At 65.8% G+C, this 24,911-nt stretch carries 18 protein-coding genes; 10 read left to right on the forward strand and 8 right to left on the reverse strand.

Features of this window, described 5'->3' with window-relative positions:
* Positions 1 to 24: 24 nt before the first annotated feature.
* Positions 25 to 2,907 carry a bifunctional [glutamate--ammonia ligase]-adenylyl-L-tyrosine phosphorylase/[glutamate--ammonia-ligase] adenylyltransferase gene (gene glnE / locus OYT13_RS19805; RefSeq protein ID WP_268566852.1) on the reverse strand — a complete coding sequence of 961 codons (2,883 nt, stop codon included), beginning with the start codon at positions 2,905 to 2,907 and terminating at the stop codon, positions 25 to 27.
* A gap of 155 nt (positions 2,908 to 3,062) precedes the next feature.
* On the opposite strand from glnE, the gene OYT13_RS19810 reads away from it, so the two are divergent.
* Both OYT13_RS19810 and tldD read left to right on the forward strand, forming a co-directional pair.
* Positions 3,063 to 7,427: a YhdP family phospholipid transporter gene (locus OYT13_RS19810; RefSeq protein ID WP_268566853.1), complete on the forward strand. Its 4,365-nt coding sequence runs from the start codon at positions 3,063 to 3,065 to the stop codon at positions 7,425 to 7,427.
* A 420-nt stretch (positions 7,428 to 7,847) separates the two neighbouring features.
* Positions 7,848 to 9,308 (forward strand): metalloprotease TldD, encoded by a 1,461-nt coding sequence (gene tldD, locus OYT13_RS19815; RefSeq protein WP_017235819.1) that lies wholly within the window; start codon positions 7,848 to 7,850, stop codon positions 9,306 to 9,308.
* Positions 9,309 to 9,361: 53 nt separating this feature from the next.
* Here the strand turns inward: tldD and OYT13_RS19820 are convergent, their stop codons facing one another.
* On the reverse strand, positions 9,362 to 9,763 hold the full coding sequence (locus OYT13_RS19820) for a hypothetical protein (protein WP_268566854.1): 402 nt from the start codon (positions 9,761 to 9,763) through the stop codon (positions 9,362 to 9,364).
* Here OYT13_RS19820 and aroG point away from each other — a divergent pair.
* Entirely contained in the window at positions 9,762 to 10,835 is a 1,074-nt protein-coding gene (gene aroG / locus OYT13_RS19825) for a 3-deoxy-7-phosphoheptulonate synthase AroG (RefSeq protein ID WP_017235820.1), read from the forward strand. The two genes, OYT13_RS19820 and aroG, sit on opposite strands and share 2 nt — an antisense overlap.
* A 131-nt stretch (positions 10,836 to 10,966) precedes the next feature.
* On the opposite strand, the gene OYT13_RS19830 is transcribed toward aroG, so the two are convergent.
* Positions 10,967 to 11,527: a cob(I)yrinic acid a,c-diamide adenosyltransferase gene (locus tag OYT13_RS19830; RefSeq protein WP_261938033.1), complete on the reverse strand. Its 561-nt coding sequence runs from the start codon at positions 11,525 to 11,527 to the stop codon at positions 10,967 to 10,969.
* A 333-nt stretch (positions 11,528 to 11,860) separates the two neighbouring features.
* Between OYT13_RS19830 and OYT13_RS19835 the strand changes: the two genes are divergently transcribed.
* Genes OYT13_RS19835 through glcE form a run of 4 tightly spaced genes read left to right on the forward strand, consistent with a single transcriptional unit; the run spans position 11,861 to position 16,778 of the window.
* Positions 11,861 to 13,282, forward strand: a complete 1,422-nt coding sequence (locus tag OYT13_RS19835; RefSeq protein WP_017235822.1) for an FAD-binding oxidoreductase — start codon at positions 11,861 to 11,863, stop codon at positions 13,280 to 13,282.
* A 7-nt stretch (positions 13,283 to 13,289) separates the two neighbouring features.
* Complete coding sequence (locus tag OYT13_RS19840; RefSeq protein ID WP_017235823.1) at positions 13,290 to 14,825, forward strand: FAD-linked oxidase C-terminal domain-containing protein; 1,536 nt, start codon at positions 13,290 to 13,292, stop codon at positions 14,823 to 14,825.
* A gap of 1 nt (position 14,826) precedes the next feature.
* Positions 14,827 to 15,696 (forward strand): ion transporter, encoded by an 870-nt coding sequence (locus OYT13_RS19845; RefSeq protein ID WP_017235824.1) that lies wholly within the window; start codon positions 14,827 to 14,829, stop codon positions 15,694 to 15,696.
* A complete protein-coding gene (gene glcE / locus OYT13_RS19850; protein WP_268566855.1) occupies positions 15,696 to 16,778 on the forward strand; it encodes a glycolate oxidase subunit GlcE in 1,083 nt (360 codons plus the stop codon). Before OYT13_RS19845 ends, glcE begins: the two co-directional genes overlap by 1 nt.
* Before the next feature lie 51 nt (positions 16,779 to 16,829).
* Here glcE and OYT13_RS19855 read toward each other — a convergent pair whose 3' ends face one another.
* Positions 16,830 to 18,368, reverse strand: coding sequence for an aminotransferase-like domain-containing protein (locus OYT13_RS19855; protein WP_442796425.1), 1,539 nt, complete (start codon positions 18,366 to 18,368; stop codon positions 16,830 to 16,832).
* A gap of 176 nt (positions 18,369 to 18,544) precedes the next feature.
* Here OYT13_RS19855 and OYT13_RS19860 point away from each other — a divergent pair, with 176 nt between their 5' ends.
* Entirely contained in the window at positions 18,545 to 19,036 is a 492-nt protein-coding gene (locus tag OYT13_RS19860; protein WP_261938030.1) for a hypothetical protein, read from the forward strand.
* Between the two features lie 53 nt (positions 19,037 to 19,089).
* Here OYT13_RS19860 and OYT13_RS19865 read toward each other — a convergent pair whose 3' ends face one another.
* Positions 19,090 to 19,587 (reverse strand): glutathione peroxidase, encoded by a 498-nt coding sequence (locus tag OYT13_RS19865; protein WP_017235829.1) that lies wholly within the window; start codon positions 19,585 to 19,587, stop codon positions 19,090 to 19,092.
* A gap of 227 nt (positions 19,588 to 19,814) precedes the next feature.
* Between OYT13_RS19865 and OYT13_RS19870 the strand changes: the two genes are divergently transcribed.
* Both OYT13_RS19870 and proC read left to right on the forward strand, forming a co-directional pair.
* Positions 19,815 to 20,528 carry a YggS family pyridoxal phosphate-dependent enzyme gene (locus tag OYT13_RS19870; protein WP_268566856.1) on the forward strand — a complete coding sequence of 238 codons (714 nt, stop codon included), beginning with the start codon at positions 19,815 to 19,817 and terminating at the stop codon, positions 20,526 to 20,528.
* A 91-nt stretch (positions 20,529 to 20,619) separates the two neighbouring features.
* A complete protein-coding gene (gene proC / locus OYT13_RS19875; protein WP_017235831.1) occupies positions 20,620 to 21,432 on the forward strand; it encodes a pyrroline-5-carboxylate reductase in 813 nt (270 codons plus the stop codon).
* A gap of 113 nt (positions 21,433 to 21,545) precedes the next feature.
* Here proC and ubiA read toward each other — a convergent pair whose 3' ends face one another.
* From ubiA to OYT13_RS19890, 3 genes are all read right to left on the reverse strand, one after another.
* Entirely contained in the window at positions 21,546 to 22,418 is an 873-nt protein-coding gene (gene ubiA, locus OYT13_RS19880) for a 4-hydroxybenzoate octaprenyltransferase (RefSeq protein WP_017235832.1), read from the reverse strand.
* 76 nt (positions 22,419 to 22,494) lie between these two features.
* Complete coding sequence (locus tag OYT13_RS19885; RefSeq protein WP_268567907.1) at positions 22,495 to 23,838, reverse strand: 4Fe-4S binding protein; 1,344 nt, start codon at positions 23,836 to 23,838, stop codon at positions 22,495 to 22,497.
* Between the two features lie 196 nt (positions 23,839 to 24,034).
* The gene (locus tag OYT13_RS19890) at positions 24,035 to 24,871 is read right to left on the reverse strand and encodes an FTR1 family iron permease (protein ID WP_017235834.1); all 837 of its coding nucleotides are present in this window, start codon (positions 24,869 to 24,871) and stop codon (positions 24,035 to 24,037) included.
* Positions 24,872 to 24,911 lie beyond the last annotated feature (40 nt).

A 24,911-nucleotide genomic window follows, 5' to 3' on the forward strand; every position in this document is an offset into this window, starting at 1 on the left:
TGCATCGTCCGCCCGTGAGCGTCGTCAAACCGGCCCGGCGCTCGCGAACACCGAATCCCACAGCGCCATGACCGCGTCGCGTTCGGCTGCCACATCACTGGCCGGCACGCGGGCCGCTTCCACCCCATCGAGCCGCAACTTGTGCTGGCGTTTGCGATAGATCCGATAAGCAGCGGCTGCACCGTCCGCAAGCGTCGCGTCGATCAGCCCGAGTTGCGCCGCTTCGCGCAACAGCGCGATGTTGCCGGCATTGCGGAGCAGCGACGGATGTGCCCCCGAATGCAGCAGCACCAGGTACTGCACGGTGAACTCGATATCCACCATGCCCCCGCGATCGTGCTTCAGATCGAACAGCGAGGTCGGGTTCGGATGCCCCTCCAACACCTTGCGCCGCATCGACACAATTTCCTGGGCAAGCGGTAGCGCCTCGCGGGGCGTCGCGAGCACCTGCGCGCGGATCTTCTCGAACGTCGCGCCAATCGTCTCGTCCCCGGCACAGAAGCGAGCCCGCGTGAGCGCCTGATGCTCCCAGACCCACGCGGTGTTCGCATTGCCCTCGCGGAACTGGTACTGGCGGAAGCTCTCGACGCTCGTCACCAACAAGCCCGACAAGCCGTTCGGCCGCAGCCGCAGATCGACGTCGAAGAGCGTGCCCGCGCCGGTGTGCGTGGTGAGCCAGGTCACGAAGCGGCGAGCAAGTGCGGCATACGCGTCCGGCGCGCGGTCGTCATCGTCGTCGTAAAGGAAGATCAGGTCGAGGTCGGACACATAGCCCAGCTCCTTGCCGCCGAGCTTGCCATACGCGATGACCGAGAAACGCGGCACCTCGCGGTGGCGCGTGGCCACGTGCGGCCAGACGGTCGAGATCGTCACATCGACGATGATGTCCGCCAGTTCCGAGAGCCGGTCGCCGATCGCCTCGACCGACAACGCGCCCTGCAAATCGAGCAGCAGGATGCGGAACACCTCGGCGTGATGCGCGCGCCGCAGAATGTCCATCTGCACTTCGACGTTGCCGGCCGCGCCCGACGCATTCAGGCTCAACAGCAACTGTGTTTTGAAAGACGCCCAGTCGAACGGCGCGGCGAGCGCTTCGTCGTCGAGCAGCTCGTCGAGCAATTGCGGGTGACGGATCAGGTAGCCTGCCGCCCAACGCGAGCCGGCCAGCACCTTGACGACGCGCTCCAGCGCGCGCGGATACTCAGTGAGCAGCGCCAGATACGAGCTGCGACGGCTGATGGCCGAAAGCAGGTCGAGCATGCGCGCGAGCACGACGTCGGCCTCGCCCGTGCCCGCCGCGCCTTGCACGGCGCGCTGCACCAGTTGATCGAAGCGGCGCCGGCTGGTTTCGCCCAGCGCCTTGTAGCGCGACGACGTCCAGACGGCGCGTAGCCGGTCGAGGGCACCGTCGGCGTCGGTAAAGCCCAGGCGCGAGAGCTGATGGCCGAGATCGCCCGTCTGTGTCTCGTCGGCCAGACATTCGCTCCACAATTCCGGCGGGCATTCGCATTCGCCCGCCCCCGACGACGCCGCCTTGCGCCCGCTGCCGCCGGCCTTGTCCGCGAAGATCTCGTCGAACTGCGCGGCGACGAACTCGCGATGCTCGTCGAGCACCGTCATGAAGCTCGCCTCGTCGGGGAAGCCCATGGCGCGCGCCACCGCGAGACGATCGTCGCCGGAGGCCGGGAGGATGTGCGTCTGCGCATCGTCCAGATACTGAATACGGTGTTCGAGCTTACGCAGGAAGACGTAGGCGTTCGCGAGTTCGTCAGCCACATTCTGGGCGAGCCAGCCGCGTCGCGCCGCCACGCCCAGCACGGCGAGCGTCGGCCGCACGCGCAGTTCCGGCTCTTGCCCGCCCCGAATCAGTTGGAACACTTGTGCGGAGAACTCCACTTCGCGAATGCCGCCGCGCCCGAGCTTGATGTCGTTGATGCGTGCCGGCTTGGCGCGCGCGCGGCGCTCCGCCTCGTGACGAATCTGCTCGTGCAGCGCGCGAATCGCGCCGATCACCCCGTAATCCAGGTAACGGCGGAACACGAACGGCTGGACCAGCGCCGCGAGCAGCCGCTCGGTGCGCTTGCCGGGTTCGCTCGCCACCTCCGACACCAGCCGCCCCTTGATCCATGCGTAGCGCTCCCACTCGCGCCCCTGCACGTAGAAATACTCTTCGAGCATCGGCAGGCTGCACACCAGCGGCCCGGAATCGCCATTGGGACGCAGGCGCATGTCCACGCGGAACACATAGCCGTCCGGCGTGAGTTCGGAAATCATGCCGATCAGCTTGCGACCGAGCTTGGTGAAGAATTCGTGGTTCGAGAGCGAGCGCAAGCGGCTCGCCGCCGCCGGGTCGGCGTCGTCGGGCGCCGACGTATCGCCGTCGTCTTCATAGACGAAGATCAGGTCGATGTCCGACGAGACGTTCAATTCGCGTCCGCCAAGCTTGCCCATGCCGACCACCGCGAGCGTCTGTCGCTGCCCTTCCGCATTGCGCGGCACGCCGTGGATGGCTTCGAGCTCGCTCGAGAGGACCGTGATGCCCGCCTGGATGGCGAACTCGGCGAGGGCTGTCATGGCTTCGGTAACCTCGGCCAACTCGGCGCGACCGTCCAGGTCGCGCTGCATGACGGCGCACAAGGCTTCCACGCGCAGCACGCGCAGCGCGCGGGCGAGGCCCGCCTCGTCGACGCCCGCGACCCCCGTGGGTTGCTCGGGCGGCGATAGCTGCGTGCCGGTGATGGCTTCGAAGCGACGGGCGAGCCAACGCGCGTCCACAGGGTGCTCGGCCAAGGCGGGCAATGCCTCGACAAGCGCGGGACGGCTCGCCAGCATGCGCGCCGCGTAGCGCGAGTAGGACGGGATATCGATGGGGTTTTCGGGTGAACTCACTGGCGGGGTTCCGGTCATCAATGAGATTGAAGAGACTTTCGAAGGCTTACCCGTGCGCGATGAAACGCCGGATCACACGTCTGTTTCTCCTACGGCCGGGCCGTCGGGCGGCCTTGGGCTTGTGTTACAGTCTTTGCCACAGAAACTACCACATTCCCTCGTAGACGCGCAGCATGACCGACCGTAAGCCGCCCGCCTCGTCCACCGGCAACCGGTCCTGGTTCTCGTCACTGCCGCGTGGCTTGCGACTGGGCCTGGAATGGCTGCTGGCGCTCGTCGTCATCGCCTATTTCGGACTTGGCGCCGTCGTCCTCACAACCCGGTACGTCATCCTGCCGCGCGTGTCGGACTACCGAGCGCAGATCGAAGCGGCTGCCTCGCGTGCCATCGGCCTGCCCGTCACCATCGGCCGCATCGACGCCGTCTGGCACGGCTGGCACCCTTACCTGACGCTCGAAGACGTTCGCATCACGCGCCGCCCCCCCGCCGCGCGCGCACCCTCGCTCAGCGCTCGAACGACACCCGCGACGCGCGCGGCACGCCCCTCGCCGGACACGCCGCCCGGGGCGCCACCGCCCGCCGAGCCCAGCCTGACGCTCCACCGCCTCGATGCGGTGCTCTCGTGGACCAGCCTGATTCACCTCGACGTGCGCCTGTCGAACCTCACGTTGTCCGAACCCGATCTCACCATCGAACGCCTCACCGACGGCTCGATTCTCGTCGCGGGCATGCCGGTGACGGGCGGCGGCGCCGCGACCGACTCGACCGCCGCCGACTGGCTCATGCGTCAGTCGCGCGTCGTGATCCGCAACGGCACCTTGCGCTGGCGCGATGCCACGCGCAACGCGCCCGACGTCGTCGTCACCCAGGTCAACGCCATGCTGCGCAATCGAGGCTTCGACCATCGCTTCGGCATGCAGGCGACGCCGCCGACGGGCATCGTGGCACCGCTCGACATCCGGGCGCGATTCACGAATCCGCTGTTTGCTCGCCCCGGCGAAGTCAAACGGTGGCGCGGTCAGCTCTACGGCGAAGTCGGCACGCTCGACCTGACTGAACTGGCCCGCTACGTCGACTTGCCGGGCAAGGACACGCGCGGTCGCGTTGCCGCGCGGGCGTGGGTCGACTTCGACGATGGGGCGATCACGGGGGCGACGCTGCGCGCCGCGGGAGCGAATACGTCGGTGCAATTGGCCGACGATTTGCCGCCGCTCACCTTCGACGCCACGCAGGGCCGGATCGACGTGACCCGCGTAACGCCCCACGCCGACGCCGGCTGGCAATTGCGCGCCCGCGATCTGACATTGCAAGCCGCAGGCCGGCCGACGCTCGACGTGCCTGATCTGCGCGGCACCTACGCGCCGGGCACGAACGAGCACGGACTGCACGCCACCTTTGCGGGCCCGCGCTTCGACATCGGCGCCGCGATGGCGCTCGTGCCGTCGCTGCCGCTCGCCCCGCAAACACGCGACGCGCTCGCGAGTTTTCGGCCGCGCGGCAGACTGGCCAATTTCGACATCAGCTACCAGGCCCCCAAGCCGCACGGCCCGGGCAATTGGCGCGACCTGCCGGGAATCCGGCAACTGCCGCCCGAGCGCGAACGCTATCGGGTGGTCGCCGACTTTGAAGATCTCGGTGTCGACAGCGCACCGAGCGAGCATCCGCCGGCGAATCCGGGGTCGCCCAATGCGGGACGCCCGGGCTTCGCCAATCTGAGCGGGCACATCGACGCCGATCAGTCGCGCGGCAGCCTGACCCTCAACGCGAAGCACGCCGCGCTCGACTTTCCCGGCCGCTTCGACCAGCCGCGCATCGATCTCGATACGCTCACCGCGCGCACGTCGTGGCGCGTCTCGCACTCGGCGACGCAACGCGACGCCCCGGCGGACGTAGCGGTGCGCGTGGACGCCCTGCACCTGCAGAACGCCGAATTGACGGGCGATGTGACCGGCACGTGGCGCAATGGCGGCAAGGGCAATGGCATCGTCGACCTGAAGGGCAACATTGTGCGCGCGAGCGCCAGCGCGGTGCCGCGCTATCTGCCGACCGACATCGGCGCGAGCGTGCGGGATTATCTGCAACGCGCGCTGCTCGCGGGCACGGTGCAGAACGCGCCCTTCGCGGTACAGGGCGATCTCGACAACTTCCCGTACGGCAAGGGCGGCGGCAAGTTCCGCATCGACATTCCGCTGGTCGACGTCGCCTTCAACCCGTCGCCGGTGCGCCCCGGCCACACGGAAGTCTGGCCGGCCTTTGACAAGGTGCGCGGCAATCTGCGCTTCGACGCCGACAAGTTGCATATCGCCATCGACAGCGGCACAGTCTTCGGCGTCACGCTCACCCAGGTGGTGGGCGACATCAACGACATCGGACAGGACGATTCCGTGCTCACCCTCAAGGGCGACGCGCGCGGCCCGGCGGCCGACTTCGTGAAGTACCTGAACGGCAGCCCGGTGGGGCACTGGATCGGCGACTTTACCGACGAAACACGCGCGAGCGGCACCACACAGCTCGCGATGCAGTTGTCGATGCCGCTCGATCACACCGATCGGTCCAAGGTCACGGGCCGCGCGCGCTTCCTGCGCAACGACATCACACTGCTGAACGGCCTGCCGACCTTCGGCGCCGTGGACGGGGAACTCGCGTTCACCGAGCGCGGCATTTCGCTCGACAATCTGCGCGGCACGTTCCTCGGCGGCGACCTGCGCGCGTCCGGCGGCAGTCGCAGCGACGGCACCATCGCGCTGAACATTGGCGGCACGTTGAGCGCGCAAGGCCTGCGCGACAATCAGGAAAGCGCCTCACTGGCGCAACTGGCCAAGCGCATGACGGGCGGCACGCCCTATTCGGCAACGGTCACGGTGCGCCAAGGCATGACCGAGGTGGCGGTCCAATCCACGCTCGTCGGCCTGGCCGTCAACCTGCCCGCCCCGCTCGGCAAGCGTGCGGAGACCTCGTTGCCCGCGCGCTTCACGCTGCGTCCCCAGCCGAGTCCGGGCGGCCGTCGCATTGATACACTCGACTTCGCCGTCGGCAGCGTTCAAGGCAATTACGTGCAAGAGCATAGCGGCGGGAGTGCCGGAAACCCCGCGCGCGTGGAGGTGCTGCGTGGCGGCATCGGCATCAACCAGCCCGTGCCCGCGCCGCGCGAGGGGGTTCAGGCAGCCGCCCAGTTCGATACGCTCGACGTGGACGCCTGGCGAAGCGTGATCGCGTCGCTCACCAGCGACGCCGGGAGCGCCAACGCGCCAGCCCCCCAAAGCGCCCCGGGCACGCCCCCCGCCCCGGCGGGGCCGTCGGCCACAGTCACGACGGCGCGCGACGAGTTCGGCGCGCTCACGCCCTACCTGCCGACGCGTCTCGCCCTGCATGCCAAGCAGGTGCGCCTGATGTCGCGCCAGTGGCCGGAACTGGTGGTGGGCGCCCAGCGCAGCGATCGCGACTGGCAGGTCAGTCTGGCCTCCGACCTCGTTTCCGGCTTTGCCGAGTGGCATGCGCCCGATGCGAAGAACCCGTCGGGCACGTTGCGCGCGCGGCTCGCGAAGCTGGTGATTCCGCGCGAGGACCACGGCAACGATGTTCTCACCCAAGTGCTCGATGAGCCGAGCGACGAGTTCCCGGCCATCGACGTCGTGGCCAATGAGTTCGTGCTGCGCGACAAGCCGCTGGGCCGGCTGCAATTGAACGCGCACAACGATATCGAGGACGGCGTGCCCGTGTGGCAACTCACCCAACTCTCGCTCAGCAACAGCGCCGCCACGCTCAACGTCAAGGGCAACTGGCGCACCTCGCGTCGCCGCGCAGCCCCCGCGGCGAGCGACGACGTGCCGCGCCGCACCATGCTCGACTTCAATCTCGACGTGAAGGACGCGGGTGGCCTGCTCGACCGTCTGGGGATGCCCAAGACCGTCAAGGACGGCTCCGGGACGGTCTCGGGCCGTTTCGGTTGGCGAGGTGGTCCCGACGCGATCGACTACCCGACGCTCGGCGGCCGTGTCACGATCGATCTCAAGCGCGGGCAGATCCTGAAGGCCGACCCCGGACTGGCCAAGCTGCTGGGCATTTTTTCCGTGCAGACACTCGCCAAGTTCCTGACGTTCAATTTCAGCAGCGTGATCGGCAGCGGCCTGCCATTCGACAGCATCGACGGGAACGCCACGATGCAGGGTGGCGTGGCCAACACCACCGATCTGACGATCAATGCCAATGCCGCGACCATCAGGATCGACGGTCATACCGACCTCGCGCGCGAGACGCAGGACCTGACCGTGCTGGTGCTGCCGAAGATCAATGCGGCGTCGGCGTCGCTCGCGTGGGCGATTGTCAACCCGGCACTGGGCATCGGTTCGTTTTTCGCGCAACTGGCGCTGGGCGAGCAGCTCTCGCGCACGCTCTCGACGACCTACCATGTGAGCGGATCCTGGGACAATCCCATCATCGAACAAGCCGACGGCAATAAGAGTAAGATCGTGCCATCCCCGGAAGCGCTGCCCGGCGCGCAAAACAGCGCGCAACTGTCCGGCATGCGCGGCAACTGAGGGCATTTCCGAGATGCCTGAGACGTTCGGTATGTGCCATATGCCGCTTTATTCGCCGGAAATGCCGGAGACACGGTTCCGCGCCACATCCACCGATGACATGACGAGTCCCGACACACCGTCTACCGCACAGTCCACCGCCGCGCCGGCGTTGCCATACGGACATTGGAAGCACGCCTTGCCGGGGTCTTCGATGGCCGCATGGGCCGGTCGGGTGGCGACGCCCTGCGTTTTCCCGGGTTGCCCCGTGCCATGGGCGACGGTACGCTCGGCGTCGTACCCGCGGCCCCTGTCGACCACGGGCCGTCGCGCATCCGTGCCGCGTGCTGGCGTGCGCGCAGGGCGGCCTGGCGTGCTGCAGGGTTGATTTCGCTATCTCCGCCCTCATCTATCGAACATATTTCCTTGGCCTGACACCGCATGAAAATCATCGACACCGGCATCCAGAACCTGGCCACGGCCCGCGAGCTGCTGCTCACGCCGTACGGCCTTGACGAAAGCCACCTGCAACGCGCACTGGGTGACATCTTCACGCACCGCGTGGACTATGCCGACCTGTATTTCCAATACACACGCAGCGAAGCCTGGAGCCTCGAGGAAGGCATCGTCAAATCGGGGTCGTTCTCGATCGATCAAGGCGTGGGCGTGCGTGCCATCGTGGGCGACCGGACGGCGTTCGCCTACTCCGACGACATCTCCGACATCGCGCTCAAGGACGCCGCCGCGGCCACGCGCAGCATCGCCACGGCCGGACGCGGGCGTGTGAAGGTCGGTAGCAAGCTCTCGAATACCAGCGGGCACGGGCTGTACCTGCCGTCCGATCCGCTCGCCTCGCTCGACGCAAACGGCAAGGTGGCGTTGCTCGAACGCATCGAAAAGCTCGCGCGCGCACGCGATCCACGCGTGTCGCAAGTGATGGCGGGGCTGGCCGGCGAGTACGACGTCGTGCTGGTCGCGCGCAGCGACGGCGTGATCGCCGCCGACGTGCGTCCGCTGGTGCGCGTGTCGGTCACGGTCATCGTCGAATCCAACGGCCGCCGTGAAATGGGCAACAGTGGCGGCGGGGCGCGTCTTGACTACGCGTTCTTCACCGACGATCTGCTCGAAAAATACGTCAAGGAAGCGGTCGACGGCGCGATCGTCAAGCTCGACGCCCGCCCGGCACCGGCCGGGGCGATGACAGTCGTGCTCGGGCCGGGCTGGCCCGGCGTGCTGCTGCACGAAGCCATCGGCCACGGTCTGGAAGGCGACTTCAACCGCAAGGGCTCGTCGGCCTTCTCCGGACGCCTCGGCGAGCGTGTCGCCGCCAAGGGCGTCACGGTGGTCGACGACGGCACACTGTCCAACCGCCGCGGCTCGCTGAACATCGACGACGAAGGCAATCCGACGCAGTGCACCACGCTCATCGAAGACGGGATTCTGCGCGGCTATATGCAGGACAGCCTGAACGCGCGTCTGATGAAGATGCCGGTTACGGGTAACGGCCGGCGCGAGTCGTATGCCGCACTGCCGATGCCGCGCATGACCAACACGTACATGCTCGGCGGCGACAAGGATCCCGAGGAAATCATCGCGTCGGTCAAGCGCGGGTTGTACGCCGTGAACTTCGGCGGTGGCCAGGTGGATATTACCAATGGCAAGTTCGTGTTCTCGATGTCCGAGGCCTACATGATCGAGGACGGCAAGATCACGTACCCGGTCAAGGGCGCCACGCTCATCGGCAACGGGCCCGAATCGCTCAAGGACGTCACGATGATCGGCAACGATATGTCGCTCGACTCGGGCGTGGGTGTGTGCGGCAAGGAAGGCCAGAGCGTGCCGGTGGGCGTCGGTCAACCGACGCTGCGCATGGAGAACATGACGGTCGGCGGCACGGCGTAAGGCTGGCGGCGCGTGCCATGTTACGCGTCGGATGGCGCACCGCAAAAAATGCGTCAAGCATAGCAAAGCGCCCGGCTCAAACCGGGCGTTTTCGCGTGTTTTTCGATAAACACGATTATTTGATGCAATTTGACGCCTTGAAATACGTAAAATCCGCGTTTTTTCCAGCCGATTAGCGGCCCCTGCGGTTGCGGCGTCATTCGATTAGGCGTATAAAGTGATTCCAGTGCACGGCAAATGCGTGCAATGCAATGTTGAACACATCTCTCATGACCGCCCATCCGTCTTACTTTTATTTTTTTGCGATTCTCACACCGCTGGCGGAAGGAGAGGGGCAGTTGCAGCAGTAAGCACCGAAACGAATCCTGAAAAACCGCCAGACAGCCTGGCGGTTTTTTTTTGACCCGAATCCCGAGAAACGAACCGCAGTTCGAACTGCGCAGGAGAAATGCCATGCCTCCCCACAACACCGATGATGTCCGTATTCGCGAACTCAAGGAACTGACGCCGCCGGCGCATCTGATTCGCGAATACCCATGCTCGGACAAGAGCGCGGACCTCATCCATCGCTCGCGCGGCGCCATCCACCGCGTGCTGCACGGCATGGAAGACCGTCTCGTCGTCATCATCGGCCCCTGCTCGATCCACGATCCGAAAGCCGCGATGGAATACGCCGCGCGCCTGGTCGAACAGCGCGAGCGCCTGAAAGGCGAACTCGAAATCGTGATGCGCGTGTACTTCGAAAAGCCGCGCACGACGGTGGGCTGGAAGGGTCTGATCAACGACCCGCACATGGACAACAGTTTCAAGATCAACGACGGCCTGCGCCTCGCGCGCGACCTGCTTGCCCAGATCAACGAACTGGGGCTGCCCGCCGGCACCGAGTACCTCGACATGATCAGCCCGCAGTACATCGCCGATCTCGTGTCATGGGGCGCCATTGGCGCGCGCACCACCGAATCGCAGGTGCACCGCGAACTGGCATCGGGCCTATCGTGCCCGGTCGGATTCAAGAACGGCACCGACGGCAACGTGAAGATCGCCGTCGACGCCATCAAGGCCGCGTCGCAGCCGCACCATTTCCTGTCGGTGACGAAGGGCGGCCATTCGGCCATCGTGTCGACCGCGGGTAACGAAGACTGTCATCTGATCCTGCGGGGCGGCAAGACGCCGAACTACGACGCCGCCAGCGTGCAGACCGCCTGCGACGACATCGCCAAGTCGGGCCTGGCCGCGCGCGTAATGATCGACGCATCGCACGCCAACAGCCAGAAGAAGCATGAAAACCAGATCCCGGTCTGCGAGGACATCGCCCGCCAGATCGCCGGCGGCGACGACCGGATCATCGGTGTGATGGTCGAGTCGAACCTCGTGGCCGGGCGTCAGGACCATGTGCCCGGCAAGCCGCTGACTTACGGCCAGAGCATCACCGACGCCTGCATCGACTGGGAAGACAGTCTGAAGGTGCTCGATACGCTGGCCGATGCCGTGCGTGCGCGTCGTCTGGCACGCGGCGCAGGTAATTGATGTGGCGGGCGGCCGGTGGCCGCCCGCTCTGCCCGCCTCCCCGCGCTCCCCGCCTCCCCGCGCTCCCCGCCGCTCCACCCTCCCCGCGAATTCCCGCGGGCCTGGGGCGCGGTCAGCCGGTCGCGTCGTGGTTATGAGTTGCCTTCGGACCGATCGCGCCGCCACAGCACGTCAGTGCCGCCACCGGCCCGATTGAGCACCCGAGCGAGCACGAACATCAGGTCGGACAGGCGATTGATGTACTGACGCGGCGCGGGGGCCACTGTCTCCTCGACGCCCAGCGCCACCATGGCGCGCTCCGCCCTTCGGGCAACGGTCCGGACCACGTGCGCCAGCGCTGCCGCGCGCGTGCCGCCCGGCAGGATGAACTCCTTGAGCGGCGGCAGATCGGCGTTGTAATGCGCCAGCCAGCCGTCGAGCCTGGCCACCTGGGCATCGCCGATCAGCGTGTGACGCGGCATGCTCAGTTCTCCGCCGAGATCGAACAGATCGTGCTGAACGTCGAGAAGCACGGCGCGCACGTCCGGCGGCAAGTCTTCACACAGCAGCACCCCGAGGTGCGAATTGGTCTCGTCGATCTCGCCGATGGCGACGATACGCGGGCTGAACTTGTCCACGCGCGCGCCGTCCCCGAGGCCGGTCTTGCCGCCGTCGCCCGTGCGCGTGACGATCTTGCTCAAACGATTCCCCATCTTCTGCTCTCTACCCCTTGCGGCATCGCTTGCCCGCCAGCACGCAATCCGGCTGCGGGGGCCACTTGCCTTCATCGATTGAAATGCGCCGCGCAGGCCCCGGATGGCCACTTTTCGGGCGATTCCGATGGCGCGCATTGGCGGCAAGTCCGTATGATATGACGCAAAGGGTGGGGAAAAACGCCGCCACAGCGTAAAATCCCCGCTCATAAGGCGTCAGGGCGTGCGCACCGAAGTATTGTCGTTGCACCCCATGCCCGAGACCCCGCCACCGATTTGGAGCCTGCCACCGCCGACCGGCGCTGGCCGCCCGGAGACCCGAAGGAGAAAGCCGTGAATCATCCCCACCTGCCGTTCGCCGCCAAGCGGGCGTTCCCCGACGTGCTGCTCACCGAGCTCCAAGCGCTGCTGGGCGAGCGCGTGAGCACGCAAGCGGCGCTGCGCGAACATCACGGCCGGGACGAGTCTCCGTTCGATCCCATGCTGCCCGATGCCGTCGCCTTCGCGCACAGCACCGACGAGGTGTCGCAGATCGTCAAGCTGTGCGCCAAATACAACGTCCCCATCATTCCGTACGGCGCGGGCTCGTCGCTGGAAGGTCACCTGCTCGCCGTCGAGGGCGGCCTGTCGCTCGACCTCTCGGAAATGAATCAGGTCGTCTCGATCAACGCCGAAGACCTGACCGTCACCACGCAACCGGGCATTTCGCGCAAGGCGCTCAATGAAGCACTGCGCGACACCGGCCTGTTCTTCCCGATCGACCCGGGCGCCGACGCCAGCATTGGCGGCATGTGCGCCACGCGCGCGTCGGGCACCAACGCCGTACGCTACGGCACGATGCGCGAGAACGTGCTGGCATTGACCGTCGTGCTCGCAGACGGCCGCGTGATCCACACCGGTACGCGCGCCCGCAAGTCCTCGGCCGGCTACGACCTGACGCGCCTGTTCGTCGGCAGCGAAGGCACGCTGGGCATCATTACCGAGGCGACGGTGCGTCTGTATCCGCAGCCCGAGGCTGTGTCCGCCGCGATCTGTGCGTTCCCCACCATGACGGACGCCGTGAACTGCGTCATTCAGACGATTCAGTTGGGTGTGCCGGTCGCTCGCGTCGAGTTCGTCGATGCGCTGGCCGTGCGCGCGATCAACAAGCATTCCAAGCTGACGCTGCCCGAGACGCAAACGCTGTTCTTCGAATTTCACGGCAGCGATGCGGGCGTGAAGGAGCAAGCGCAAACCGTCGAGGAACTGGCCAAGGACAACGGCGGTACCGGTTTCGAATGGGCCACCCGCACGGAAGACCGCAACCGTCTGTGGAGCGCGCGGCATAGCGCGTACTTTGCAATGCTGCAACTCCGGCCAGGCTGCCGCGCGGTGACCACGGACGTTTGTGTGCCGATCTCGCGTCTGGCCGAGTGTGTGGGCGAAACCGAGCAAGACCTGCGGGCGTCGAGTTTGCCCTGCCCGATCGTGGGACACGTGGGCGATGGCAATTTCCACGTCGCTATCCTCATCGATCCGGCCAAGCCTGAAGAGATCGAGGAGGCCGAACAACTCAACCAGCGCATCGTCGAGCGAGCAATTCGCATGGGCGGCACATGCACTGGCGAACATGGCGTCGGCCTGCACAAGATGGGCTTCCTCGTGACCGAGCATGGCGAAGGCGCGATCGACGTCATGCGGGCGATCAAGACTTCGCTCGATCCGCACAATCTGCTCAATCCGGGCAAGATTTTCCAGCTGCACCCGGCGATCTGAACGCCGCATGAACGCCCCCGCCACCCCGCAAGGTCAATCCGGCCCGCTTCCGGCGGGTGCCGCGACCGAGAATGCCGACGCCCTGACCACGCGCCAGCGTCACTTGCTCGATGCGCTCGCGCAGATCCTGCCGCCGCATTGCATTCTGCATCGACGCGAAGACACCACACCGTACGAGTGCGACGGTCTCGCCGCGTATCGTCGTGTGCCGCTCGCCGTTGTGCTGCCCGAGTCGGAATCGCAGGTGCAGCGCATTCTGCAGGCGTGTCATCAGCTCGGCATCCCGGTCGTGCCGCGCGGCGCGGGCACCAGCCTGTCCGGCGGGGCGATGCCCATCTCCGACGGCCTGGTGCTCTCGCTTGCCAAGTTCAAGAAGATCGTCGAAGTCGATCCCTATGCGCGCACTGCCACGGTGCAGCCCGGCGTTCGCAATCTGGCGATCTCGGAAGCCGCCGCACCTTATGGCCTGTATTACGCGCCGGATCCGTCGTCGCAGATCGCCTGCACCATCGGTGGCAACATCGCGGAGAATTCCGGCGGCGTGCACTGCCTGAAGTACGGATTGACCGTGCACAACGTGCTGCGCGTGCGCGCCATCACGATGTCCGGCGAGGCCATCGAATTCGGCTCGCTTGGCCCCGATGCGCCAGGACTCGATCTGCTGTCGGTCTTCATCGGCAGCGAGGGCATGTTCGGCGTGGTCACCGAAATCACCGTCAAGCTGGTGCCCAAGGCGCAGACGGCACAGATCATCATGGCGAGCTTCGACGACGTAGAGACCGGCGGCAACGCCGTGGCCGCGATCATCGCGGCGGGCATCATCCCGGCGGGCCTGGAAATGATGGACAAGCCGGCCACCCAGGCCGTCGAGTCGTTTGTGCACGCCGGTTACGACCTCGAAGCGGCCGCCATCCTGTTGTGCGAATCGGATGGCACACCGGAAGAAGTCGCCGAGGAAATCATGCGCATCTCCCACGTGCTGCGCACCTCGGGCGCGACACGGCTACAGATTTCCCGCAGTGAAGAGGAGCGTCTGCGCTTCTGGTCGGGACGCAAGAACGCATTCCCCGCGGCCGGGCGCATATCGCCGGACTATTACTGCATGGACGGCACGATTCCGCGCCGTGCGATTGGGACCTTGCTCAAACGCATCGAAGGTCTGGAACAACAGTACGGATTGCGCTGTATTAACGTCTTTCACGCGGGAGACGGCAATATGCATCCGCTCATTCTTTTCAACGGCAACGACCTCGACGAGTGGCACCGTGCCGAGGCGTTCGGCAGCGACATTCTCGAAGCCTGTGTCGAACTCGGCGGCACGATCACAGGTGAGCACGGCGTGGGCATCGAGAAGATCAACTCGATGTGCGTGCAGTTCTCGCCCGACGAGCGCGACGCGTTCTTCGGGGTGAAGCGCGCCTTCGATCCGGTCGGGCTGCTCAATCCCGACAAGGGGATCCCTACGCGCGCGCGTTGTGCCGAATACGGCAAGCTGCATGTGCGTGGCGGTCTGTTACCGCATCCCGACCTGCCGAGGTTCTGACATGCGAGCGCTGTCGGAATGGCTGCCACACGATTGGCGGCAGCGGCTCTACATCATCATCTTCGAGGCCGACACGCGCGAAGGGCGGCTCTTCGACATTGCGCTGCTCATCGCCATCGTGCTGTCGGTGCTCACGGTCATCGTGTCGAGCGTGCCGGCCGTTCAAGCCACGGCCTCGCTGCCGATGGCGATCCTCGAGTGGTTCTTCACGCTGCTCTTCACGGCCGAATACCTCGCGCGGCTGCTCAGCGCGCACCGGCCGCTGCGTTACGCGCTGTCCTTTTACGGCATCATCGACCTGCTCGCAATCCTGCCGACCTACCTGGCGATTCTGGTGCCCGAGCTGCACGGCCTGATCGACGTGCGCCTGCTGCGCCTGATGCGCGCGTTCCGGATTCTCAAGCTCACGGCGTATGTGAACGAAGCCGGCGTGCTCAGCATTGCGCTCTATAACGCGCGCCGCAAGATCCTCGTGTTTCTCGGGTTCATCTCGATCATCGTGGTGATCTTCGGCACGCTCATGCATATCATCGAGGGGCCGGAACATGGCTTCACGAGCATTCCGGTCGGCATCTATTGGGCCATCGTCACGCTCACGACCACCGGCTATGGCGACGTGGTGCCCGTCACCGGACTGGGCAAGGCGATCACCGGCTTCGTCATGTTGCTGGGCTACAGCGTGATTGCGATTCCCACCGGCATCATGGGTGCCGAAATTCATTCGGCCATGCGCAAGAAGGCGATCACCACGCGCACCTGCCATCAGTGCCACACCGAAGGGCACGACCCCGACGCCCGCTACTGCAAGGATTGCGGCAGCGAGCTGGGGCCTTATCAATCCGACCTGCCACCGCCGCCAGAACCCAGCTGATGACCGATACGAACGACACTCTCGAGCACTTCCGCGCCGTCATCGAGCACGCCACGGCGCACCGCGCGCCCCTCCAATTGCGGGGGGGCGGCACCAAGGCGTGGTACGGCCAGCAACGCGTGGGCGACGTGCTGGACACGCGCGACTACAGTGGCATCGTCGCCTATGACCCGGCGGAACTGGTCATCACCGCCCGCTGCGGCACGCCACTGGCCGACGTTGAAGCAGCGCTCGCAGAACGCAATCAGTTGCTGCCGTTCGAGCCGCCCTATTTCGGCCACGGCGCGACCCTCGGCGGCGCGGTGGCCGCCGGGCTTGCCGGGCCACGCCGCAGTGCCGTGGGGGCCGTGCGCGACTTCGTGCTCGGGGCCAAATTGATGGACGGTCGGGGTCATGTGCTGAACTTCGGCGGGCAGGTCATGAAAAACGTCGCCGGTTACGACGTCTCGCGCATGCTCGCCGGTTCGCTCGGCACGCTGGGCCTCATTCTCGAGGTGTCGCTCAAGGTGCTGCCGCAACCGTTTGCCGAGCTGACGCTGCAATTCGAAATGAACGCCATCGACGCCGTACGCAAGCTCAACGAATGGGGCGGGCAACCGCTGCCGATCACCGGCAGTGCGTGGCGCAACGACTTGCTGGTGATTCGTCTGGCGGGCGCGTCGGCGGGGATCAAGGCCGCGCGTGTAAAGATGGGCGGGGAGCTGGTCGACGCCATTCATGCGGCCAAGTTCTGGCACGCCATCCGCGAGCAGACCGACAACTTCTTCGCCGACGCGGGACCCGGGCAGGCGCTGTGGCGCCTGGCGGTGCCTTCGACGGCCGAGCCGCACCGGCTGCCAGGCAAGCAACTCATCGAGTGGGGCGGCGCACAGCGCTGGTGGATCACCGACGCCGACGCGCAAATCGTGCGCTCGGCGGCACGGCAGGACGGCGGGCACGCCACGCTCTTCCGCTACGGCGAACCTGGCGTGAGCGTCTTCACGCCGCTGCCCGCACCGGTCATGCGCATTCACCGCAATCTGAAGTCGGTGTTCGACCCCGCCGGCATCTTCAATCCGGGGCGGATGTATCCGGAGTTCTGAGCGGGATGCCCCGTGGCGGCACCGAGCCCGACAATCTCGCGCTCGGTGCGCTCAACGCTTCGTGTCGAGCAATCGCGCGATCTCGGACGCGAGCGTGCGCACCGCCGCGTCGACCTCACGCGTGAACGGCTGCCCGCCGTTGATGCGCAGAAAGTGGTCGTAGCGTGCCGAGTTGGAAAACAGGCTACCCGGCGCTACGCGAATCCCCTTGGCGAGTGCAGCGTCGAACAGTAACTCCGAGCTGACACCGCCCGGCATCTCGACCCACAGACTCAATCCGCCCGCGGGCAACGTCAGTCGCGTGCCCGCAGGGAAGTAGGTCGCGATCGCTTCGGCCATCGCCGCACGATGCTCGCGCAACTGGGCGCGCAAATGCCGCAGATGGCGGTCATAGCGCGGCGAGTCGATAAACTCGCCCATCGCGATCTGGGCGAGCGCTTCGTTGGGACGCGTCTGCGCGTACTTCAACATCTCCACGCGCCCCTGCCACTTGCCGCCCGCGATCCAGCCCAACCGCATGCCCGGCGCCAGCGTCTTGTGCAGCGATGCGCAATGAATCACATTGCCGGTCGTATCCCAGGAACGAACGGCGGCCGGCACGTTACCGTCGTCGCCCAGCGCCGAATAGGTGTCGTCTTCGATGATCGCAATCCCGCGCGACGCCGCCCACTTCACAAGCCGTGCCTTGTGCGAATCGGGCATCACCGACCCGAGCGGATTCTGGAAATGCGGCACGACGATGATCGCCTTGATGTTGTCGTAGGTCTCGCTTGCCAGTTCGAGCGCTTCGAGTGAGATGCCGGTCTGCGGACTCGTGGGAATTTCGAGTGCGCGCATGCCCATACTCTCCAGCGTCTGCAACAGCGCGTAATACGTGGGCGACTCGACGGCAACCACGTCGCCCGCGCCAGCCACCGCACGCAGCGCGAGATTGATCGCTTCGATACAACCATGCGTGACGACGATCTCCTCGGGATTGACGTGCATGCGCGCTTCCAGGGCTCGCCGCGCAATCGCCGCGCGAAAACGGGCTTCGCCACCGCCGGGCGGCGGGGTGCCATAGAGCATCGGGTGATCGCGCAACGCCCGAATCGTGGCCTGGCGCAACGCGTTGACCGGATAGAGCGACGGCGAACCGTGGGCCACGGCGAGATTGATTTTGACGTCCGCCTGAAGCCCTCGCGCGAGGATCGACGACACACGCTGGTTGATGCCCACATATTGCAGCAGATCGGGCATCCACGGCCGCGGCTCGGCCACGGGTACGAGACTCGCCCGCGCACGTGCGCGCACGAAGTAGCCCGAGCGGGGACGCGCCTCGAGCAGGCCCTGCGCCTCCAGATGACGGCACATCTGCAGCGCCGTCGACAAGCTGACCTGATGCCGCTCCATCAACGTGCGAACACTCGGCATGCGGTCGCCCGGCGCGAGCGTACCCGCGTCGATGGCATGTCGATAGTGACCCGCGAGTCGGCGGTAGAGGGGCACGCGCTCCCGCGGGACGGCCACGGGTGGGGGCCTCGGACCGTCCGAGGTCAGCGATGTGTCGTCCGCGGCAGCGAGAGGGGGAGGGAGAGTGGCGGCATCCATGCGCAGATGATCGTGCATCGCACGTGACCATAACAGATACAGATTCAGCGATTCTTGATCGTAACAGATTGCCGGGGACCCTTCTGTTGCGGGCGAAACCGGGCAACTGTGTGCCTACCGGGGCGGCGCGGCGGTCGATAGGCTGTCCTTACCCGTTCAACGCCCCGGAGTCCCACATGGCCAAGCCCCCCTTCCCGCCGCCGTCTGCACTGCCTTCGCTGTCTCCCCTGCGCCCTGACGCCCGTCTTGCGCGAAGTCACGGCGATGCCAGCTCACCAGGAGAACGCGTTGCCCTTTCTCGTGTCCCCTCCCATCCGGCCGGCATGGACGGCGCCACGTCCGGCACACGAGCGTTCCCTCTCGCGCTGGCGCGTGGGCAAGCGTTTCATGCGTATGCAAGCCGTGGCACGGTATTCCATGTCCAGCTAGGTCAGGTGGCGGTCAGCCTCGCGCCGCGCTGGCTGTCGGGGGGTGTCTGGCGAGAGGCCATCGCGCTGAGTGCCGGGCAGGTGTACGTGGTGGAGACGTCCGGCTGGCTGGCGCTGAGCAGCGACGTCGGCGCGCAGCTGGCACTGCGCGAGGGGGCGAGCCCGACACGTCGCCTTGCCGAGTCGCGGGGGGCCATCGTGCGTCAATGGCAGCGGATTCTCGAGCGCTTCGGGCGCTGAACCGATCCGCGCGATAGCCTGTCCGGGGCGACCCGGTCAGGCCACGGCGCCGCTCAAGCGGGGAGCCGTTTCTCGATATCGGCGCGAATGTCCTCGGGCTTCGCCGTCGGAGCATAGCGCGCCACGACCTGCCCCGTCGCATCCACGAGGAACTTCGTGAAATTCCATTTGATTGCCTTCGTGCCCAGCACGCCGGGCTTCTCCCGCGTGAGGTAGGCGTAGAGCGGCGCGGCGTCGGGCCCTTTGACGTCGACCTTGGCGAACATCGGGAACGTGACGTGAAAACGCAGATCGCAGAAGCTGCGAATGGCTTGCGCGTCGCCCGGCTCCTGCTTGCCGAACTGATTGCACGGGAACGCGAGGACTTCGAACCCGCGCGGGCCAAGCTGTTCGTATAGCGCTTGCAGGCCGGCGTACTGCGGCGTGAACCCGCACTCGCTCGCCGTGTTGACGATGAGCAGCACCTTGCCGCGATAATGCGACAGACTGACGGTCTCGCCCGCGAGCGTCTGGACGGAAAAATCGTAAACTGTCTGCGAATTCGCGCTCATCTCTGGCTCCGAGTGATGGTTGGCACCGCGCAGTCTGCCACAAGCCGCGCGCCGGCGCCGTGCCGCGTGCGTTGTGCCTTCCCGTCCGGAACCCCGGCGCGGGTAGCACCTCGTTTTTCCCGGGTAGCACCTCGCGTGCGGGCACGGCTATAATCGTTGATCCGCAACGCCGTTGCAACGCGCCCCCGCGCCACAGACACCCCCTCACTGACGCTCCGCCCTGCCTCATGTCGACCATCGCCGCGAATCTCGACGACGTGCTCTCCCGCATTGCCCACGCCACCACCGCCGCCGGCCGGCCAGCGGACAGCGTGCGCTTGCTCGCCGTCTCGAAGACCTTTGGCGCCGGTGCCGTACGCGACGCGCTCGCGGCTGGCCAGCGGGCATTCGGCGAGAACTATGTGCAGGAGGCGCTCGACAAGATCGCCGCGTTGTCCGGCGAGACGGTCAATGGCGAACCGCTCGAATGGCATTTCATCGGCCCACTGCAAAGCAACAAGACGCGGCCGGTGGCCGAACACTTCGACTGGGTGCATTCGGTCGACCGCCTGAAGATCGCCGAGCGCCTGAGTGCGCAGCGACCGGCAGACCTCCCGCCCTTGCAGGTGTGCCTGCAGGTCAACATCAGCGGCGAAGCCAGCAAGAGCGGCGTAGCGCCTGCCGACGTGCCCGCCGTGGCACGCGCCATCGCGGCGCTGCCGAATTTACGATTGCGCGGCCTGATGGCGATTCCCGAGCCTGAAGCCGATCCGGCCCGCCAACGCGCACCGTTCAAGGCCGTGCGCGATGTGTTCAACGCCTTGCGCGCCGACGGTCTGCCGCTCGACACGCTGTCGATGGGCATGTCGGGCGATCTCGAGGCGGCGATTGCCGAGGGTGCGACAATGGTGCGAATCGGCACCGCGATTTTCGGCGCACGCGATTATGGCTCACGCGCCTGATCGCGGCGCGCCTTGGCGGTGAGCGCGCTTTGACGACTCGCCGCGGCAAAAGGTAACGACGGTAACGACTCACGAAACGCAAAGGATGGTTATGAGAATTGCATTCATCGGCGGCGGCAACATGGCCAATGCCCTGATCGGCGGACTCGTCAAGCGCGGCACGGCCCCGCGCGACATTCTCGCGATCGACGTCAACGAATCGACGCGCGACGGTCTCGTCAAGCAGTACGGTGTCGACACGGCCAGCGCGCCCAACGATCGCCTGCGCGATTACGACACGATCGTGCTGGCCGTCAAACCGCAAGTGCTCAAGGACGTCGCACAAGCGCTCCAGCCGCACCTGATCGGTCAATTGGTGATCAGCATCGCGGCAGGCATTCGCGCGTCCGATCTCGCGCGTTGGCTCGGCGGCCACAATCAGATCGTGCGTTGCATGCCGAACACCCCCGCCTTGATCGGCATGGGCATCACGGGTCTGGCAGCCTTGTCGGGGGTGGATTCGGACCAGCGCAAGCGCGCCGAGACCGTGCTCGGTGCGGCCGGCCAGATCGTCTGGGTGGAGAAGGAAAGCCAGCTCGACGCCGTGACGGCCATCTCGGGCAGCGGTCCGGCATACGTGTTCTATTTCATCGAAGCGCTGGAGCAAGCCGCGAACGAGCTGGGCTTTTCGCCCGAGCAGGCACGTCAGTTGGCCATCGCCACGTTTACTGGCGCGTCGCAACTGGCGGCGCAGTCGAGCGAACCCGCGAGCGTGCTGCGCGAGCGTGTGACGTCCAAGGGCGGCACGACGTTTGCTGCCCTCAGCTCGTTCGAGCGCGACGCCATCAAGGCGGCAATCGTGCGCGGCGTGCATGCGGCCAATACCCGCGCCAAGGAACTTGGCGACGAGTTGGGCGACGCCTGAGCGGAACGGCCGACGGATTCGCCGGTCTGCCGGAACGAAAAACGGACCGCATGCGGTCCGTTTTTCATTTCACCGGTCGTCGTTCGCGCCGACCTTCCCATCGACACGCCAACCTATGCCCGCGCGGCCAACAAGTAGTGGCCCGCGATGCCTGCGAACACGGCGGCACCGAGCCAGTTGTTGTGGCGGAAGGCGGCAAAACAAGGCATGCGCTCGCGTGCGCGAATCAGGAAGTAGTGATAGATCGCGAAGCTCACCGCCACCGCCATGCCGAGCCAGAACGGCCAGCCGAAGCCGAGATACACGCCCACCCCCGCCTGAATGCCGAGCGCCCCTGCATAGCAGAGCATGATCGCCAATACGTCGAAGCGTCCGAACGTGATCGCCGAGGTCTTGATGCCAATCTTCAGGTCGTCGTCGCGATCGACCATTGCGTATTCGGTGTCGTAGGCGACCGACCAGAACACATTCGAGAGCAGCAGCACCCATGCGATGACCGGTACCTGATCCTGCACTGCGGCGAAGGCCATCGGAATGCCGAAACCGAAGGCCACGCCGAGATACGCCTGCGGAATCGCCAGAAAGCGCTTGGTGAACGGATAGGTGCCCGCCACGAACAGGGCCGGGATCGAGAGCCACTTGGTCAGCGCGTTGAGCGGCAGGATCAGCAAAAAGCTCGCCAGCGCAAGCGTGGCCGCCACAGCCACCGCTTCCCAGGCACGAATGCGTCCCGACGTGATCGGCCGCTCCTTCGTGCGTTTGACGTACCTGTCGAAGTCGCGGTCGGCGTAATCGTTGATGGCGCAACCCGCCGAGCGCATCAGGAACGTGCCGAGCGTAAAGATCGCGAGCAGCCAGAGGTCGGGATGCCCATTCGAAGCGATCCACAGCGCCGCAAGCGTTGGCCACAGCAGCAGCACGGTGCCGATCGGCTTATCGAGACGAACGAGGCGGAAATACAGCGGGAGACGTTGAGCGAGCAACATGAGCGTTACACAGAAAGACCGGTGGCGCCATTGTAGGCCACCGGCCTGAGGCGCGACAATCGACGCGCCCCGAACGTCACCAGATCCAGAACATCAACAGCCAGAGCCAGTTGACCAGCGCCAGCGCCGCCACGACACCCGCCATCCCGGCCAGACGCCGCCCCAGCGAGCGCGCATGCCGCCCGGTCACGCGCCAGCCAAGCCACAGGCTCCAAAGCGTGGTCGCGGCGAGGATCGCAGCGCGCACATCGTTCGCCCAGTACACCGGCAGATGCTCGGCGCGCAGCAGGCTGATCGTCGTGGCCGACAGACCGATGAACACCCCGGCCCCGGCAATCGGAATCAACGACTGCACCAGGTGATTGAATCGCGAGGTCTGCCACGGCCCCATCGCCCGGTTCGCCAGCGCGAAGATCGTCGTGAACGCCAAGCCCAGCAGCAGACCGTTGCCGAGGATGTACGTGACGACCATGCCGCCGTCGAGCCACGAGAAGACGTCGCTCTGTGCGGGGTAGTTGGTAAAGACGAACCACGGCGCGTTCGTCGCGAACGGCCACATGATGTCGCGGTCGATGAGCCATGTGGCGAGCATCGTCTTGGTCGCTACGAACCACGGATTCACCGTCCAGTGGAAGGCGCCGATGGCCACGCCAAGCAGGCCATACATGACGAGCACGCTGTCCCACACACTGTTGTTCTCCGTCGCGCCGAACTTCACGATCTCGTCGCCCGGCGAGCGGCCCGTGAGCGCGATGGCGTCGCGATGCCCGGCGCAGCGCCCGCACATATGGCATTGCGCGCCGCCCTTCATGTTGCGCAGCGGCACGAGCGGCGCGCAATTGACCGGGATGATCTTGTGGCCGTTGGTGTGATACGAGCGACGCCACGCTTCTTCGTTGACCTTGAAGTGGAACGGCGCCAGACGCGCGAGCAGCGAGAACACGCCGTTGACCGGGCACAGGTACTTGCACCACACGCGTTTGTCGCGGCCGTAGAAATAGCCGATCACCATCGCGCCGATGGTGGAACCGCCAAGCACCAGCAACACGGCCTTCGGATATTGGTAGACGCTGACCATCTGGCCGTAGAGCGTGGTACCCGCAAAGGCCACGAACGGCCAGCCGCCCCAGCGCATCCAGCGTGGAATGGCGCGACCGCGTCCGTGACGGCTCGCGAATTCCGAGAGCGTGCCTTCCGGGCACAGCACCCCGCACCATACGCGGCCCATCAAGACCATGCTGATGAGCACGAACGGCCACCAGATGCCCCAGAAAGTGAACTGCGCGAAGACGGTGAGGTTATTGAGGATGTGCGCCGTCTCGTCGGGCAACGGCAACATGACCGGCACCCCGATGAGGAACGCGTACACGAGCACGATGCCCCACTGCACGCCACGAATCAGCTTGCCATGGCGTTGCATCCAAAGCCCTGCGCGGGCCAGTCGGTTCGGGACAGGTATGGCGATGCTCATGCTCAACTCGTACGTCGGGGAAACAACCTTGTCAGGCTGGCGGACCTTGCCAATGCCGGAGCGCTTGTGACGCTGGCACCGACCGGTCCGAACAGACCGTTGTCGTGCACCGGCGAGATTTGCGCCCCCGATGCCTGCGGCCCGCTCAAGCGGGCCTGGCCTGCTTGAGCGGCCCATCAGCCCGCTTGAGCAAGGCCCAGACGAACAGCCAATAGATGCCGTACACCAATAGATTCATGCCGGACGGATGCGCGCGATAGCCGGTCAACGTGGCGACGAGACTGCCGAACGGGCTGGTGTCGTCGAGCAGTGCGGAGGTATCCCACAGTTGATCGACCAGCGTCGGCACCAGCTCGAGCGAGATCAGGCGATCGAGCCCGGACTCCAGCAGCCCGGCGGCGAGGAACAGCAGCATGATTTCGGTCACGCGAAAGAACAGGCGCCACGAGAAGATCTTTCCGCCCAGTTGCAGCAGCCAGAACGTGGCGAGTGCCAGGGCGAAACCGATCAGCACCGCGAGCCACATCGATGGCGGCACGCTGCCTTGCTGGCCGAAGCCGATGCCGTACAGGAAGATGGTCGTCTCGCTGCCTTCGCGGGCAATGGCCAGCGCCACCAGCACGAGCACGCCCCACCAGGTGCCCTGATCCTGGTTCTTGCGCAGCGACGATTCCATGTCGCGTTTGAGCGTTCGCCCGTGGCGCTTCATCCAGAAGACCATCTGCACGATCAGCACGCAGGCGACCAGCACCATGGCCGTCTGGAAGTAGTCCTGCGCGTCGCCCGAGAGCACCTCGGTAAAACCAACGAGAGCGGCGCCCAGCGCCACGGCCGCCGCAATCCCGAGCGCCACACCGCCCCACAGATAAGGCAGGCCGCGCTTGGCACCGTGCTCCGGGTTGGCCAGCCAGGCATGGAGAATGCCGACAACCAGCAATGCCTCGACGCTTTCGCGCCAGACGATGAACATGACCTGACCCATCGTTTGATTCCTCTCGTGATGCGTGTCTTACCGACTATCC

It is taken from the genome of Pandoraea sp. XJJ-1 (assembly GCF_026802345.1).
Classification (GTDB): Bacteria; Pseudomonadota; Gammaproteobacteria; order Burkholderiales; family Burkholderiaceae; genus Pandoraea; species Pandoraea cepalis.